Consider the following 15,004-nt stretch of genomic DNA (forward strand, 5'->3'; position numbering starts at 1 on the left):
ACCGCGGTGGGGTGCAGGAAGACGCTCCCCTCGGGCTGCGCGGCGAAGCCTTCGAGATTGGCGGTGGCGCCGAGCTGGCGGGTGAGGAAGGCGGCGAGGTGGCGGGTGACCGCCGCGTCCTGCGCATAGGGCAGGCCGAGCTGGGTGAGCGCGGCGCGCGCCCGCGTGATGGGCATCTCGGTGACCGCGACGCGGGGGAAGAAGCCCTCGACCAGGGTGGCGACCAGCTCCTCGCGCCGCACCTCGGTGCGGATCGAGCCGCCGATCAGCTTCGAGCCGCGACTCGGCACCACCACCGGCACGCTGTCGAGGTCGGAGTCGCTCAGCAGCGCCTCCTTGGCGCCGCGGCAGGCATGGGCGAGCGCGCGCGTCTGCCAGGGGTCGAGCCGGGTGCCCTGCTCGGCGAGCTTGCGCGTGACCGTGTAGGCCAGCGCCAGGTCCATGTTGTCGCCGCCGAGCAGGATGTGCTCGCCCACCGCCACGCGGTGCAGCTCGAGGTTGCCCTCGCGCTCGAGCACCGCGATCAGCGACAGGTCGGTGGTGCCGCCGCCGACGTCGACCACCAGGATCAGGTCGCCGGTCTTCACTTCCTTGCGCCACTGCCCGGCGCTGCGCTGGATCCAGCTGTAGAGCGCCGCCTGCGGCTCCTCGAGCAGGGTGATCGGCGGGTAGCCGGCGGCCTGCGCGGCCTCGGCGGTGAGCTCGCGCGCCGCGGGGTCGAAGGAGGCCGGGATGGTGACGGTGACGTCCTGGGCGTCGAAGGGCGCCTCGGGATGGGCGGCGTTCCAGGCCGCGCGCAGGTGCGACAGGTAGCGCACCGAGGCGGTCAGCGGCGAGATGCGCGCCACCTCGGGCGGCGCCTCGGCGGGCAGGATGTCGGCGCGGCGGTCGACGCCGGGGTGGCACAGCCAGCTCTTGGCGCTGGCCACCAGGCGGATCGGCGTGGCCGCCCCGCGGCTGCGGGCGAACTCGCCCACCGCGTGATCCTGCGTCGCCCCCCAGGGCAGGCTCAGGTCGCCGGGGGCGAGCTCGTCGGCGTGCGGCAGGTAGAGGAAGGAGGGCAGCAGCGGGCGCGCCTCGATGCTGCCCGGGCCGGTGAGCTGGGGGATCTCCAGCACCTGCTGCGCGGCCTGGTCGCCGTCGCTGGCTTCGAGGTCGACATAGGAGAGCGCGCAGTGGGTGGTGCCGAGGTCGATGCCGAGGGTGTAGCGGGCGGGGGCGCTCACAGCTCCACCTCCGCCTGGGCGATCACGCTGGCGTCGTGGCCTTCGGCCAGCGCCGGCAGGCGGGTGTCGGTCACGCGCCAGCCGCGATGGCCGAGGGTGCCGGTGAAGGGCGGCTTGCCCACCACCTTGCCGGTGAGGCGCACGGCCGCGGCGTCGAAGCCTTCGGGCAGGGTGAGGCGGCTGCCTTCGGCCTCGTCGCGCACCGGCGCGATGGCGAAGTGCTCGTCGAGCACCTTGCGGCAGCCCTCGTGCACTACGCGCGCGGCGGCGCCGATGTCGGCATCCGAATAGGCGGCGATGTCTTCCTGGACGAAATCGATGAAGCGCGCGTCGCGCTGGAGCAGGCCGAGCAGCTGCAGCGCGGCCTCGGGGGTGGTCTCGCGCACGATGGCGGGCTGGGCGGCTGCGGCGGCGTCCTCGGTGCCGGCAGCGGCCTCGGTGTCTGCGCCTTCCTCGCGCAGGCGGACGAGGCGGCCGGCGAGCTCGGCGCCGAAGAGGACGGAGAAGGCGAGGCCGATGCGGCGGAAGAAGGAGGGGTTGCGACTGGCCATGGGGGTGGTCCTCGTGCTGGATCTGTTGCGACGCAATATAGCTCAGAAGCGTGTGGGAGGCGGAGTCGAGGGCCGCGGCACCCGCATCGGCTCACTGCCCGCTGCGGGTGGGAGCCGGATGGGTGCCGAACCAGCGCGCGATCGCGGTCTCGGCCGCGCGGTCGAGGATCATCTGCTCGCGCAGGCAGAGCGAGCGCACGTTGTTCGCCGTCTTGGTGGCGAGCGTCGCGGCGCGGTCCTGCCCCTCGCCGAAGGCGTGGCCGCGCATCAGCAGTCCGCGCAGGATCCAGTTGACGTCGAGCCGGCTGCCGCCGAGACCGGCTTCGCGCAGACGGTCGCGCACGCGCTTGCCGGTTTCCTTGAGGTCGAAGGAATGGCGGCCGACGTCGTCCTCGATGATCGAGAACAGCGCGCGGTATTCGGCCGGGCCGAGCAGGGGGACGCCGGAGACCTCGTGGATCTGCATGGCGAGCGGCAGGATGTCCTGGTCCTCGCCCCAGTCGGGCGTGACGCTGCCGTCCTGCATGCCGGCGCCGGAGCGGGCGGGATCGAAGACGAAGCCGCCGCTGTTGCTCCAGTCGAAACGCAGCGGTGCGAGGTCGAGGCTGTCGACGAACCTGCGGAAGCTGCCCTTGCCGTTCCAGTCGGCGGCGAGGGCGGGGTGGCGCGTGGTGATCAGGCTCGCCAGGCGGCTGCAGGGGACGGGCGCGGCCGAGCGCGCGACCTCGACGCGCATGGTCTCGACGATCTCGGCGAGGTCGTGGTCGAGGGCGTCGGCGCCGCTGGAGAGCGAGGCCGGGGGAACGCTCCGGGCCGCTTCCGGCGACGCCTGCGCGAAACGTGCGCTCGCTGCGAGCGACAGGCTTTCCGGGGCGACGTCGGCAGGGGGCGCGCCGGCGCCGGGCGCCTCGTCCTCGTCCTTGAAGCCGAGGGCGTTGCGGACGAACTCGTCGGGGTCGATCAGCAGGTCGGCCGAGGCGCGATAGGCCGCGGACGGAAAGCCGATCGCCAGCACCGTGGTGCGCCGATCCCAGCGCCGCAGCTTGCGCAGCACCGGGGTGAAGTCGGCGTCGGCCGAGAACACGATGAACTCGTCGTAACGGGCCTCGTGCTGCAGCAGGTCGATGATGTCGAGCACCATGTGGATGTCGGTGCTGGTCTTGCCCTCGCTCGTCAGCGCGGGGCAGTCGATGATCTCGAAGCCGGCGAGGTTGAAGGATGGCCGGAAGCGCTGGTAGGCCTGCGGATTGAGGTAGCAGCGCCGCACCAGCAGCCGGCGGCGCGCGCCGGCGGGGGCGTGGTCGGGCAGCTCGAGCGCGCCGATCACCCAGTTCACCCACTCCAGGGGCTGGCGGGCGAAGCGGTCGGCGATGGCCGGGTCGAGCTTGCGCAGGCCGGAATAGACGTTGTCGAAGTCGACGAAGAGGGCGCTTTTCAAGGTGTCTCGCGGAGAGGGGGGGTCAGGGACAAGTCGTGGCCGGGCCGTGATGGGCGTCGTATGGTGGCATTTATGGAAGTGTGATTCAGTTGAAACAAGCACTTGCGTGCTGAACTGTCGGTCATCTGTTGGTTCTCGCCTATACGCTTATCGATATACGTGCCAAGCCAGAGTGCTACTGTTACGTGGCTTCGTAGATGGCCGTCTATTTCAGCTTTTGCCAGACCTCAGATGCGGAGATTGGCGCCAAAGTTGGTGCGCGGTCCAGGTCAAGGCTGAACCTCACGGCGGAAATGCATGGCGTGACGGCAGCGGGCACCTCAGGTGCTGGTAGAGCTGCAGCGGCGTAGAAGCGCAGAGAGTTGACCGCTGCCGCTCGCAGGAAGCGCAGGTCAGCCGCCCCTTCTGCGTCGCCGCCGACAGACTCCGCCACAAGTCGCCAAAGCTTGGCATGATTGGCAGGTGCCAAGCCGTCCTGGATGGTGGCGGCCAGGTCAAAAACTGACTCCCCAGCATCGCTCTGCTCCGCGACAATGCTGGCGATGAAAACCGGCAGATGAGTGTTGCGCAATTGAGTGAGCGCGAACTCGTGTTGGCGATTGTGCCGGGCCGTGGTCTTGACCTCCACGAAAGCGTTCGGGAAGGCAAAGTCGAATGCTTGGTCGGGCGATACATGCCAACCCGCCAACAGGGTTTCGCGGCAGGGCGATGCCGCGATGAGGAACAACTCGCCCCATAAGCCGAGCACCGACGTGCGTGCGGGAGCAGCGAACGCACGGAACAACTCCACTGCGTCGTCGAAGAAGTGGTCTACTTCGCCCGGCGACAGTTCTGCGGGAAGGTTCTCGACGGCACCCGCCAAGGCATGGACGAACAGCGGGTGCAGCCCAGGGGTGCCGGGGTCGCAGGCGGCGCGGCAGAAGGTTGCGGAGACCCGTGTAGGAGCGGCATCCCCGTTTGTGTCGCGAACCGTGCACTCGACGTCGAACTCTACTTGCATGTGGCGCAAGCCGAGCGGGATACGCGGCACCCGGCGCTTGCCAGCGCGTAGCAGGAGGACTGGCTCACCGGCCAACCCTTTTGCCAGGAAATGAGTGCCATGCCCCGACAGACGAAGGGCTGTCAGTGCGCCGGTATCATCATTCTGCCCGAGCGCTGTAAACCGTTCCCACAGTAAGGAGGTGGTCATGCAGCGCGGCCCGGTTCAAGCAAGACGCGCCGTTTCAATGCGTCGGGAATGTGCAGGGCGAACCAGGGTACATCCAAGCTCTCATCGTCCGGGGAAACAGGGGACTTCGGGAAACTGAATTTTCGCAAGTGCAGCGTGACTCGGCTTTCGGTGCGCAGGTCCCGGTCGCCGCAATAGCGCAGTCGTGCCCGGTCGTCGGTGTTGGGGTTCTTACCCATGAACACCTGATTGATTGCTCCTTTAGCCGCCAGGGAACGGTTCTGCGACTGCAGGTCCCCAATTAGGAACACATCACATTTCGCGTCTGGTGTTGCCGTTAGCAGTTGCCCCAGTGCGACGAGGAGAGCCGCGCGCTCGGTTGCGTCCCGCACATCGTCCAGATGCATTGCATCCAATAGACGCGAATAGGCCTCCGACAGGGGTACGGCTTCAAACAACTTGTTGCGCGGCGAATCCGTGCGTTTATCCAGGTAACGCTCCGGGTCTGCCTCCTGTGCCTCTACCTCGTCGAAATGTGTGCGGAGATAGGATAAAAAGGCAGCAAAGCATCTGCGGTTCGCCGTGACAGCGCTCTTGTTTGCGTAGGCCGTCTTCGGATGCAACCACTCTGACGTCACCACCTCGTCGAGTTGGATGCCCATGATGTTACGGCGGGTCGGTTGCAATCCGTTGGCCAGAATGAACTTGCGGTGCCATGCCTTCAGTGGCTGGCCCCGGGTCAGGTCGAGTTCGGTTCGGATGAGGTTCTCATGCTCGACGTAGGCTTCGAAAGCTCTTTTCACGTCCTCCCGCACATATACCCGACAGAAGCCCAGGTATCCGAGCTTATACCCGTAGAACCGGGCGCGCTGCTGCAGGTTGTCGGCGTTGCCCACCCCCAGTGGTCGCGGCATGTAGGTCACCGTCAGGCCCTTGACGGTGTAACCGCGGTCCAGCTTCTGGCCGCCCACCAATATCCAGTACTCATTGTCGCCCCAGCGAATGGGGTCAGCCCCCTTGCCGGTGGAATTCACCTCCCGAACCATCACGGTGGCCAGCACCTCGTCCATCATCCCAAACAAGTCGTCCAGTGGCGGCAAGGCGTCCCCGACGGTTCTTTTCAGGTCCGCATAGGCTGCCTTGAAGCCCTCCTTTAGGATGCTACGCAATTCGTTATTCCCCAGTTGCTCCTTCCACGCAACAAGTGGTGCTTTTATCCAACTTAGATACTGCGTGTGCGGTGCGGTCTGCTGCGACGGATGCACCATCATCGAACGGTTGGAATCTGCCCCGGACAATGCATGCGCGCATGCCCCGAGTAGGAACAGACGCAGCGCCTCCAACAGCGTCGGGGGCGTCATTGGGTAGGTGGCGGCCACGGCCGTGGCTTCGGCCGTGGGGATTTCACGGGCGTAGGGCGAGCGGGGAGCGAAGAGGACGCTGCCGCCGACGTACGCTGCGCCCGGGGTGAGCGTCTCAGCGAAATCTGGCGAAAGTGCGTCCACGAGCGAGATTAGAAGCGGAGCCTGTGGGGTCGCCGTGTATTGTAAGTAGGTGTGATGCGGTAGCACTGACTTGAGGTTGGTAACCTCGCGGTAGTTGGCGCTGACCCTGTTCTGTCGCGTCTTCTGATTCTTGGCCGTGAAGTTGTTGAGGCTCGCTTGGTCCGCCTCGTCGTCGATAACGAGGCAAGGCACGCCTTGCAGGTTGAGTGACTTGTGCGCAAGGCACTCCACGAGGCTCGCAAGGCGCTGATGCTGCTTGAGCACCGTGATGAGAATGGTTTTCTTCTTGCGGACCGGTACAGCCTTGGACTTCCAACGGGACACCATGAGCTTTAGTGCCTCGAAATCGCTGGTTCCTGTAGCGGGGTTGGCTATATGCACCCACGGCTGTCCCGGCTTGTCGCCGGAGAGGCCGAGGTCCTGAATGAGCCTCTCCTCAGACTGACTTTTTAGCGTATCGATTGTGCCCGCAATGAGAATGACGAGGCCGTAGCCGTTGTCGCGCGCCAAGGCGGTTAGTGTGGTGAAGGAAAGCGTCTTGCCGCTCTGCACATACCCCACCACCAGTCCGGTGGCCTCCCCGCGCGGCTCGGTGGGCGGGACACAACGTCCCAAGATGCGGTGAGCCTCGAAAGCGACGGTATGCAACTCATCGGCGCGGGCTTCACCGGCGGCTTCCTTGCGCCGCAGGAAGTCCTCGGTAACCTCGCCCTGCATCGGCTCCCAACGCAGGTCCGGCTTGATGCCGCGTAGTTCTTCGATGGTGATTGTCATGGCAGCTTGCCTGAGAGGGAATCGCGCAAGAGGCGGTTGATGTAGTGCAGCGGCAGACGCGGGTCGGCGCCGCTGTGCTTCATCTTGGTCAGTGCCACCGCTATCGCCGTGGCAAAACGGACCATTAGTTCCATGTTCTCGTTGTCCGGGCCGACGAACTGCTCAACGAACGGGTGGGCGAGGGAGACGTCTACGGTGAGGTGATGGTCCTCCAAGTCGTCGAACAGCTGAGGGACCTTCTCATCGCTGAAGCGTAGCCATTCGTTGACGCTTGGGTCCAGGGTCATGCGCAGGGTGATGTGCCAACGCTTGCCGTCCACGAGGATTTCCACCGAACGCTCCGACACCGGGTCGGAGTCGAGATGTCCAGAAGTCGGTGGGACGACGTGTTCCAGTTCCGGAGCCGCCGGAGTAGCACTGAGCACCTCGCCGGCTGCCTTCTTCAGGTCGGTGGTTACGGCCTCCGTCGCCTTCTGGGCGGCTGGCTTGGCGGTGGCGCGTGTTTGCCGCGTACGATGTTGCTCGGCCTGCCTGAGCAGATTTAATGGCTCCTCCTCCAGAACGGCGCGTAGGCGCTCAAGTACGTCGTGCTCGAGTTCGTTCCATTTGAAGCCGTCCTTGGTGTGGGAGACCTCGAAGCCTTCTATCTGCAGTTCCCCGAATAGCCGCTGATAGCGATAGCTGTTGGTGTTCCCGAATATGTCTTGCGGGCGGAAAGTCTCATCGTCGCTGCCGACTATCAGGCGGTTCCTGCGGAACAAGGCGAACCCGGCGTGCGTTGTCGAACCCTCTGCGCGGAGTGCCGCAAATCCGCGGATGATGCGACCCTCGCCGAAGTCCAGATGTACGTCCTTTCTCCATTCAACCGCTGGTAGATGTGGGTTCGTGGCAGGCGGCGCATCGAGGATGGCCACCTCGGCGAACTCTAAGGTGTGCCCATCGACATCCCAAATTAGTTCGATGTCGTTACGCCGCAGGAACATGCGATAGATGCTGGTGAGGTGGTCCTTCAGCTTTTTCTGGGTCCGGGCTGGCGGGAAGCGGGGGCCCAGTTGCTCCAGTGTGATGACTGTGTAATGCGCCGTGTGGTCGGCCGGAACTTCCTCGACAAGGAGAGTCTCCGTCTTGTGGTTAACGATGTCGCTGATGTCGAAACGCACGATGCGTTCAACAGGCTCCCCGAGCGCTTTGGTGCGGACCTGCCAAAGGTCGGTGAACCAGCATGCGGCGGCCTTCATGCCCATGCCGAACTCGGAAAGGCCGGACCTGTCTGGAGGAACCTCGGCGGGCCGGAAAGCCCTGGGGAAGTCCGACAATGCAATTCCTGCCGCGTTATCGCTGACTTCGATGCGGCCTGCCGACGCGTCGAGTCCAATATGGATTCGTAGCTTGAAGTCAGGGCCTTCAACCGCCCTCAAGGCATCCTCGTTGGCGAGGTAGCTCTGAATGCTATTGTCGATGAACTCTGCGACAGCAAACCACGCCTTGTAGTTGAGATGCTTTAGCACGGAAAGCATGCTGACTTCCGGGCGGATGTTAATTCTCGGTACGGCGCGGCCTGACATGTCCATGGCTATGCTGCTTCTAGGATGGTTACTCGTTCAGGGGGAGTTCGCTCTTCCAAGGAGTGACACGGCTGGAGCAGCAATGCGCGGGCAACCTTCTCGACAACCTTGGCATTGACGGCGTTGCCAAGTGCCGCAAAGGCGCGCCCCTGCGGCTCGGGTAGATACTTGAGGTGGCCCAGGCTTTGGAGCTTCGCGCACTCGCGAGGCGTCATGTAGCGCTCCTGCCAACCGATGATGGGAACTTGAGTGTCCGTCATCGCCACCAGGCTGGGTGAGGTGGTGCGACGTTTGACACGTACGCCAGAAGCGCGGAACTGGATGACGTACTTCCACAGGTTCCGCTCGCCGCCTTTCACATTCCACTCAAACTTCTGATGTGATGAGACGAAGGGCTTTACGGAGGGCAGCCACGGGTCAATCCAGTGCCGGTTGTCCGCATAGAACTTACGATTCGCGCGGATGAAATCCTTCTTCCATTTCGGAAACTGTTCTTGAGCCGTGCGGGCGTGGCTTGGAAGCGTTTTCCACTGCTCGTCGAGCGGCAGTCCAGCCAGCGGCTTTCCATGTGTGCCCAAGTAGGCGCTCAAAGCTTCCGCGCCGCCGCGAGCCCTCTCAGCGTAAGGGGTAGTTTCCTCGAACGGATAGGTGGCACCGAATTCCATGGACCAGATTGGGAACGACGGCAGGTCGACCTCAGGAGGAGATAGCTCCAAAAACCGGTTCCACACTGTTAGGCAAAGGCGCGTTTTCTCGGACAAGGGTTTCGCATCGTCCGGCGAATCGAGGAGGACGTCAGTGATGTCCGTTGGTTGCACCTCCCGCTCTGGCCAGGCAAAGCCTGCCAGTGAGCCGAGCCGGCCAACGATGTACGCCCGCTCCCGCACCTGCGGAATGCCAAAATGGTGGGGGGAAAACTTCCTTTCAGTCACGCAGTAACCCAAGGCCTCAAGGTCTTGCTTGATGCGGGCATAGGTTTTGCCCTCGTTATGCTGGAGGAGGTTGGGTACGTTCTCGAGGATGAAGTGGCGCGGGCGCTTCTCCTGAAGGATGGCGACCACGTCGAAAAACAGTGTTCCCTGACGGGAGCAATTGAAGCCGGCCTGGTCGCCAGCTTTCGAGAAGGCTTGGCAGGGGAAACCTGCGCAAAGGACGTCATGGTCAGGCACTTCGGAGGGGACAACGCTACGGATGTCACCGGTAGGTTTTAGCCCGAAATTGTCCTCGTAGACCGACTGCAGATGCGGTTGTATTTCGGCGGCGAAGACGCACTTGCCCCCGAGCGCTTCGAGCGCGACATGAAATCCACCCAGACCAGCGAATAGGTCGATGAATCTGAACGTTGTCATTTGAAAAGCTTTATAAAACAGCCCGCCGAATAGCTAATAGCCTCCCGTCCAGCGGACGCCCCATGATTTTGCCATAAACCTAGCTAGTTCCAGCAGGTTCGTTACCCACTAATCCACGGGATAAATGAAGGAAGAATTTACCTGATAAGGCCTGCAACGGAGGTCTTGGGTTACCGGGCACGTCTGAGGTCGATGGTATGGGAGTCGTTGCTTTGCTTCATACCCGAGGGGGCCAGCATTACCGCAATACCAAACATGTGCAACCTGTTCCGCTCGACAGGTACGGCGAGAAGAAGCTGACATGGCTACCGGCCGTAAACCTCCAAAGGAGCCGAAGGGGCTCCGAGAGGCCGTTAGTAGTTTAGGGCTATGAATATAGAAAGACCCATAAATTTTTCAATTTATAGGTCCCGGATTCTCAGGTTATGAGGTCATCTACACAAGGTGTCACACATCGATGTTCTGCGCATACAGCGCGTTGCCCTCGATGAACGCCCTGCGCGGCTCGACGTTGTCGCCCATCAGCGTGGTGAAGATCTCGTCCGCCGCGATGGCGTCGTCGATCTGCACCCTCAGCAAGCGGCGCACCGCCGGATCCATGGTGGTCTCCCACAGCTGCTCGGGGTTCATCTCGCCCAGACCCTTGTAGCGCTGCTTGGTGATGCCGCGTTCGACGTCGGCGAGCATCCATTTGATGGCGTCGGCGAAGCGGGAGACGGTCTGGCGCTTTTCGCCGCGGCGGATCTCGGCGCCGGGGCCGATGAGGCCGGAGATGGCTTCGGCGGCGTTGCGGATGGCGCGGTAGTCGCCGGAGACGAGGAAGTCGTGCTCGACCCAGCCGAACTTGCGGTTGCCGTGGTGCAGGCGCTCGATGGTGAGGCGCCAGCCCTCGGCTTCGTCGTGGTATTCGGCGTAGATCTGCAGGCCTTCGGGCAGGTGGGGCTGGATGCGCTCGGCCGAGGCGCGGGCGGCGGCTTCGTCGTCGAGGCTGACTTCGATGTCGTGCGCCAGCATCACCTGCAGCACTTCGGGGTCTATGTAGCTGGCCAGGCGCCGGGTGACGGCTTCGGCGAGCAGGTAGGTGCGCGCCAGGCCGCCGAGGGCCTCTTCGCTGATCGGCTCGGCGCCTTCGCGCGGCACCAGCACGGCGCCGTCGAGGGCGAGGCGCAGCAGGTGGTTGGAGAGCTCGCTGTCGTCCTTGATGTACATCTCGCTCTTGCCGTGCTTGATCTTGTACAGCGGCGGCTGGGCGATGTAGATGTGGCCGCGCTCGACGAGCTCGGGCATCTGGCGGTAGAAGAAGGTGAGCAGCAGGGTGCGGATGTGGGCGCCGTCGACGTCGGCGTCGGTCATCAGGATGATGCGGTGGTAGCGCAGCTTCTCGGGCTTGTAGTCGTCCTTGCCGATGCTGGTGCCGAGCGCGGTGATGAGGGTGGCGATCTCCTGGCTCTGCAGCAGCTTGTCGAAGCGCGCCTTCTCGACGTTGAGGATCTTGCCCTTGAGCGGCAGGATCGCCTGGAACTTGCGGTCGCGGCCCTGCTTGGCGGAGCCGCCTGCGGAGTCGCCCTCGACGAGGTAGAGCTCGCACAGCGCGGGGTCCTTTTCCTGGCAGTCGGCGAGCTTGCCGGGCAGGCCGACGCCGTCGAGCACGCCCTTGCGGCGCGTCATCTCGCGCGCCTTGCGCGCGGCGTCGCGGGCGCGCGCGGCCTCGACGATCTTGTTGCAGATGGTCTTGGCGTCGAGCGGGTTCTCGAGCAGGAAGTCGCCGAGCTTGCTGGCGACGACTTCTTCCACCGCCGGGCGGGCCTCGGACGACACCAGCTTCATCTTGGTCTGGCTGGCGAACTTGGGGTCGGGCATCTTGACCGAGAGCACGCAGGCCAGGCCTTCGCGCATGTCGTCACCGGTGATGTCGACCTTGGCCTTCTTGGCGATCTCGTTTTCTTCGATGTACTTGTTGATGACGCGCGTCATCGCCGCGCGCAGGCCGGTGAGGTGGGTGCCGCCGTCGGCCTGCGGGATGTTGTTGGTGTAGCACAGCACCTGTTCCTGGTAGCTGTCGTTCCACTGCATGGCGACCTCGACCGCGAGCTCGGCGTCGTGGCCGTGGCCGGTGGGGATGCGGGTGGTGCCGGTGGCGTAGAAGACGTTGGGGTGCAGCACCGTCTTGGCGCGGTTGATGTACTCGACGAAGCCCTTGACGCCGCCGGCGAAGGCGAAGTCTTCTTCCTTGCCGGTGCGCTGGTCGATGAGACGGATCTTGACGCCGTTGTTGAGGAAGGAGAGCTCGCGCAGGCGCTTGGCGAGGATGTCGTAGTGGTACTCGATGGTGCCGAAGATCTCCTCGTCGGCCAGGTAATGCACCTTGGTGCCGCGCTTGGTGGTCTCGCCGATGACGCGCGCCGGGCTGACCTCGACGCCATCCACGACCTCGATGACGCGGTTCTGCGGCTTGCCGCGCTCGAACTCGAGCAGGTGGCGCTTGCCGTCGCGGGCGACGGTGACGTTCATCCACTTGGACAGCGCATTCACGCAGGACACGCCCACGCCGTGCAGGCCGCCGGAGACCTTGTAGCTGTTCTGGTTGAACTTGCCGCCGGCGTGCAGCACGCACATGACGATCTCGGCGGCGCTGCGCTTGGGCTCGTGCTTGTCGTCCATCTTGACGCCGACCGGGATGCCGCGGCCGTTGTCGGTGACCGAGATCGAGTTGTCGGCGTGGATGGTGATGACGATGTCGTCGCAGTGACCGGCCAGGGCCTCGTCGATGGAGTTGTCCACGACCTCGAAGACCATGTGGTGCAGGCCGGTGCCGTCGGAGGTGTCGCCGATGTACATGCCGGGGCGCTTGCGCACCGCTTCCAGCCCTTCGAGCTGCTGGATGCTGGTTTCGTCGTAGTCTTCGTGCGCCTTGGCGGATGCGGTGGGCTGGTCTTGCGGTTCGGACATGGTCATCTCGGTGATTCGTAAAGAACGGGTGCTGCGGTGCGGCGGCTACTCAAATGCGCATCGGCATCACGACGTACTTGAACTTGTCGTTGCCGGGCAGGGTGATGAGGGCGCTGGAGTTGCCGTCATTGAAGCGCCAGTCGACCGTCTCGGAGCTCAGGTTGTTGAGCACGTCGAGCAGGTAGGTGACGTTGAAGCCGATGTCGAGCTTGTCGCCCTGGTAGTCGATCTCGAGCTCGTCCATGGCCTCTTCCTGCTCGGCGTTGGTCGATGCGATGCGCAGCACGCCGTCCTCGAGCACCATGCGCACGCCGCGGAACTTCTCGTTGGTGAGGATGGCGGCGCGCTGCAGCGCGGACAGCAGCGGCTGGCGGGCGAAGTGGATCAGCTTGGGATGCGCGGTCGGGATCACGCGCTCGTAGTCGGGGAACTTGCCGTCGATGAGCTTGGTGACGAGCTCGATCGGGCCGAAGCGGAACACGGCCTGGTTGCCGGCGAGCAGGATCTCGAGCGGGTCGTCGCTGTCGGCGAGCTGGCGGGCGAGCTCGAGCACGGTCTTGCGCGGCAGGATGGCTTCGGTACGGGTGGCGATGGGCGCCTCGAGGTCGGACGCGGCGTAGGCGAGGCGGTGGCCGTCGGTGGCGACCATGCGCAGCTCGCCGCCGTCGGCGATCAGCAGCAGGCCGTTGAGGTAGTAGCGGATGTCCTGCTGCGCCATCGCGTAGGCCACCTGGGCGAGCTGGCGCTTGAAGGTGCGCTGGCCGATGCTCAGGTGCGCAGCGGCATCGGTGGGCGGGTTCAGGCGCGGGTAGTCGGCGGCGGGCAGGGTCTGGAGCTGGAAGCGGCTGCGCCCGGCCTTGACGGTGAGGCGCTTGTCGTCGAGCGTCAGCGAGATCTCGGCGGAGTCGGGCAGGGCGCGCAGGATGTCCTGCAGCTTGCGCGCGCCGACGGTGATCGAGGCGTCCTCGCCACCGATGTGGCCGCCGGTGGTGGTGCGGATCTGGATCTCGATGTCGGTGGCCAGCATGGTGAGCTGGTCGGCGTGCTTCTCGATCAGCACGTTCGACAGGATGGGCAGGGTGTGGCGCTTCTCGACGATGCCGGCGACCGACTGCAGCGGGGCCAGGAGCGCATCGCGGGTGGTGGTGAGCAGGAGCATGGCGTCAGATCGGGTCGATGGGTTGATCGGGAGTGTTCGATGGATTGGCGTTCAACCGGCTCAGCCGCGCAGGACCTGGGTGAGCACGTGGACGTCGTGGTTGAGCTGGGCGTCGCCGAGGCGCAGCTCGGTGATGGTGCGGCAGGCGTGCAGCACGGTGGTGTGGTCGCGGCCGCCGAAGGCCTCGCCGATCGCCGGCAGCGACATCGGCGTGAGCTCCTTGGCCAGCCACATCGCCACCTGGCGCGGGCGCGCGATCACGCGCGTGCGCTTCTTGGAGTGCATGTCGGCGATCTTGATCTTGTAGTAGTCGGCGACGGTCTTCTGGATGTGCTCGATCGACAGCTGGCGGTTGTGCGCGTGCAGCAGGTCCTTGAGCGCCTCCTTGGCGACTTCGAGGCCGATCTGGCGGCCGTGGAAGCGTGCGTAGGCGACGACCTTGTTGAGCGCGCCCTCGAGCTCGCGCACGTTCGAGCGCAGGTTCTTGGCGATCAGGAAGGCGACGTCGTCGTCGACCAGCACGCGCAGCGCCTCGGCCTTCTTCTTGAGGATGGCGACGCGCATCTCGAGCTCGGGCGGCTCGATCTGCACGGTGAGGCCCCAGTCGAAGCGGGAAATGAGGCGGTCTTCCAGGCCCTGGATGTCCTTGGGGTAGGTGTCGCAGGTGATGACGATCTGCTTGCGCGCCTCGGTGAGCGCGTTGAAGGCGTGGAAGAACTCTTCCTGGGTGCGGTTCTTGTTATTGAAGAACTGGATGTCGTCGATGATCAGCATGTCGAGCGAGCGGTAGTAGCGCTTGAAGGCGTCGAAGCTCTTCTGCTGATAGGCGCGCACCACGTCGGCGTAGTAGTCCTCGACGTGCACGTAGCGGATGACCGCGCGCGGGTTGTGACGGAACACCGCGTTGCCGATGGCGTGCACCAGGTGGGTCTTGCCCAGGCCGACGCCGCCGTAGACGAACAGCGGGTTGTAGGACGTGCCCGGGTTCTGCGCCACCTGCATGGCGGCGGCGCGGGCGAGGTCGTTGGCGCGGCCGGTGACCAGGGTGTCGAAGGTGAAGTCGGGGTTGAGTCGGGTCTTCTCGTAGGCGAGGTCGAGGCCGGAACTCGGTTCGCTGCTGTGGGAGCGGGGTGCTGCGGCACGCCGGGGGCGCACGGGCGGCTCCGCCGGCTCGGCGGCGTCCACCGTATCGAGGACTGCGGGCGCTGTTTCGGCCGTTTCGACCGCCTGGGCGGGCGTGGCCTCGATCGCCGACCTCGGCGCGCTCGCGCGCGCCGGAGCGACATCCGCCGTGGCTGCGGCGCGCGCCGGGCGTGCGGC

At 64.7% G+C, this 15,004-nt stretch carries 10 protein-coding genes; all 10 read right to left on the reverse strand.

Annotated features, from left to right (window positions below; translation table 11 throughout):
• Positions 1–1,226, reverse strand: a 1,226-nt coding sequence (locus C665_RS13990; protein ID WP_004315497.1) for an Hsp70 family protein, incomplete at its 3' end; no start/stop codon positions are given.
• Complete coding sequence (locus C665_RS13995) at positions 1,223–1,777, reverse strand: DUF2760 domain-containing protein (RefSeq protein WP_004315499.1); 555 nt, start codon at positions 1,775–1,777, stop codon at positions 1,223–1,225. The genes C665_RS13995 and C665_RS13990, both read right to left, overlap by 4 nt.
• 91 nt (positions 1,778–1,868) lie before the next feature.
• A complete protein-coding gene (locus C665_RS14000; RefSeq protein ID WP_004315503.1) occupies positions 1,869–3,215 on the reverse strand; it encodes an NYN domain-containing protein in 1,347 nt (448 codons plus the stop codon).
• Between the two features lie 205 nt (positions 3,216–3,420).
• Positions 3,421–4,404, reverse strand: coding sequence for a PD-(D/E)XK motif protein (locus C665_RS14005; RefSeq protein ID WP_083854709.1), 984 nt, complete (start codon positions 4,402–4,404; stop codon positions 3,421–3,423).
• Positions 4,401–6,662 carry a Z1 domain-containing protein gene (locus C665_RS14010; RefSeq protein ID WP_004315508.1) on the reverse strand — a complete coding sequence of 754 codons (2,262 nt, stop codon included), beginning with the start codon at positions 6,660–6,662 and terminating at the stop codon, positions 4,401–4,403. Before C665_RS14010 ends, C665_RS14005 begins: the two co-directional genes overlap by 4 nt.
• Positions 6,659–8,233, reverse strand: coding sequence for an ATP-binding protein (locus C665_RS14015; RefSeq protein ID WP_004315510.1), 1,575 nt, complete (start codon positions 8,231–8,233; stop codon positions 6,659–6,661). Before C665_RS14015 ends, C665_RS14010 begins: the two co-directional genes overlap by 4 nt.
• A 2-nt stretch (positions 8,234–8,235) precedes the next feature.
• On the reverse strand, positions 8,236–9,576 hold the full coding sequence (locus C665_RS14020; protein WP_004315512.1) for a DNA cytosine methyltransferase: 1,341 nt from the start codon (positions 9,574–9,576) through the stop codon (positions 8,236–8,238).
• 447 nt (positions 9,577–10,023) lie between these two features.
• Positions 10,024–12,525, reverse strand: a complete 2,502-nt coding sequence (gene gyrB / locus C665_RS14025; RefSeq protein ID WP_004315514.1) for a DNA topoisomerase (ATP-hydrolyzing) subunit B — start codon at positions 12,523–12,525, stop codon at positions 10,024–10,026.
• A 49-nt stretch (positions 12,526–12,574) separates the two neighbouring features.
• Positions 12,575–13,684 (reverse strand): DNA polymerase III subunit beta, encoded by a 1,110-nt coding sequence (gene dnaN / locus C665_RS14030; RefSeq protein ID WP_004315516.1) that lies wholly within the window; start codon positions 13,682–13,684, stop codon positions 12,575–12,577.
• Positions 13,685–13,744: 60 nt separating this feature from the next.
• Positions 13,745–15,004, reverse strand: a 1,260-nt coding sequence (gene dnaA / locus C665_RS14035) for a chromosomal replication initiator protein DnaA (protein WP_004315518.1), incomplete at its 5' end; no start/stop codon positions are given.

The sequence above is a fragment of the Thauera aminoaromatica S2 genome (genome assembly GCF_000310185.1).
Taxonomy (GTDB): Bacteria; Pseudomonadota; Gammaproteobacteria; order Burkholderiales; family Rhodocyclaceae; genus Thauera; species Thauera aminoaromatica.

Excerpts from the sequence above, each read along its gene's own strand:
- C665_RS14020 (WP_004315512.1), bottom strand. The coding sequence starts at position 9,576 with ATGACAACGTTCAGATTCATCGACCTATTCGCTGGTCTGGGTGGATTT.
- gyrB (WP_004315514.1), bottom strand. The coding sequence starts at position 12,525 with ATGTCCGAACCGCAAGACCAGCCCACCGCATCCGCCAAGGCGCACGAA.
- C665_RS14005 (WP_083854709.1), bottom strand. The coding sequence starts at position 4,404 with ATGACCACCTCCTTACTGTGGGAACGGTTTACAGCGCTCGGGCAGAAT.
- C665_RS14010 (WP_004315508.1), bottom strand. The coding sequence starts at position 6,662 with ATGACAATCACCATCGAAGAACTACGCGGCATCAAGCCGGACCTGCGT.
- C665_RS13995 (WP_004315499.1), bottom strand. The coding sequence starts at position 1,777 with ATGGCCAGTCGCAACCCCTCCTTCTTCCGCCGCATCGGCCTCGCCTTC.
- dnaN (WP_004315516.1), bottom strand. The coding sequence starts at position 13,684 with ATGCTCCTGCTCACCACCACCCGCGATGCGCTCCTGGCCCCGCTGCAG.
- C665_RS14015 (WP_004315510.1), bottom strand. The coding sequence starts at position 8,233 with ATGGACATGTCAGGCCGCGCCGTACCGAGAATTAACATCCGCCCGGAA.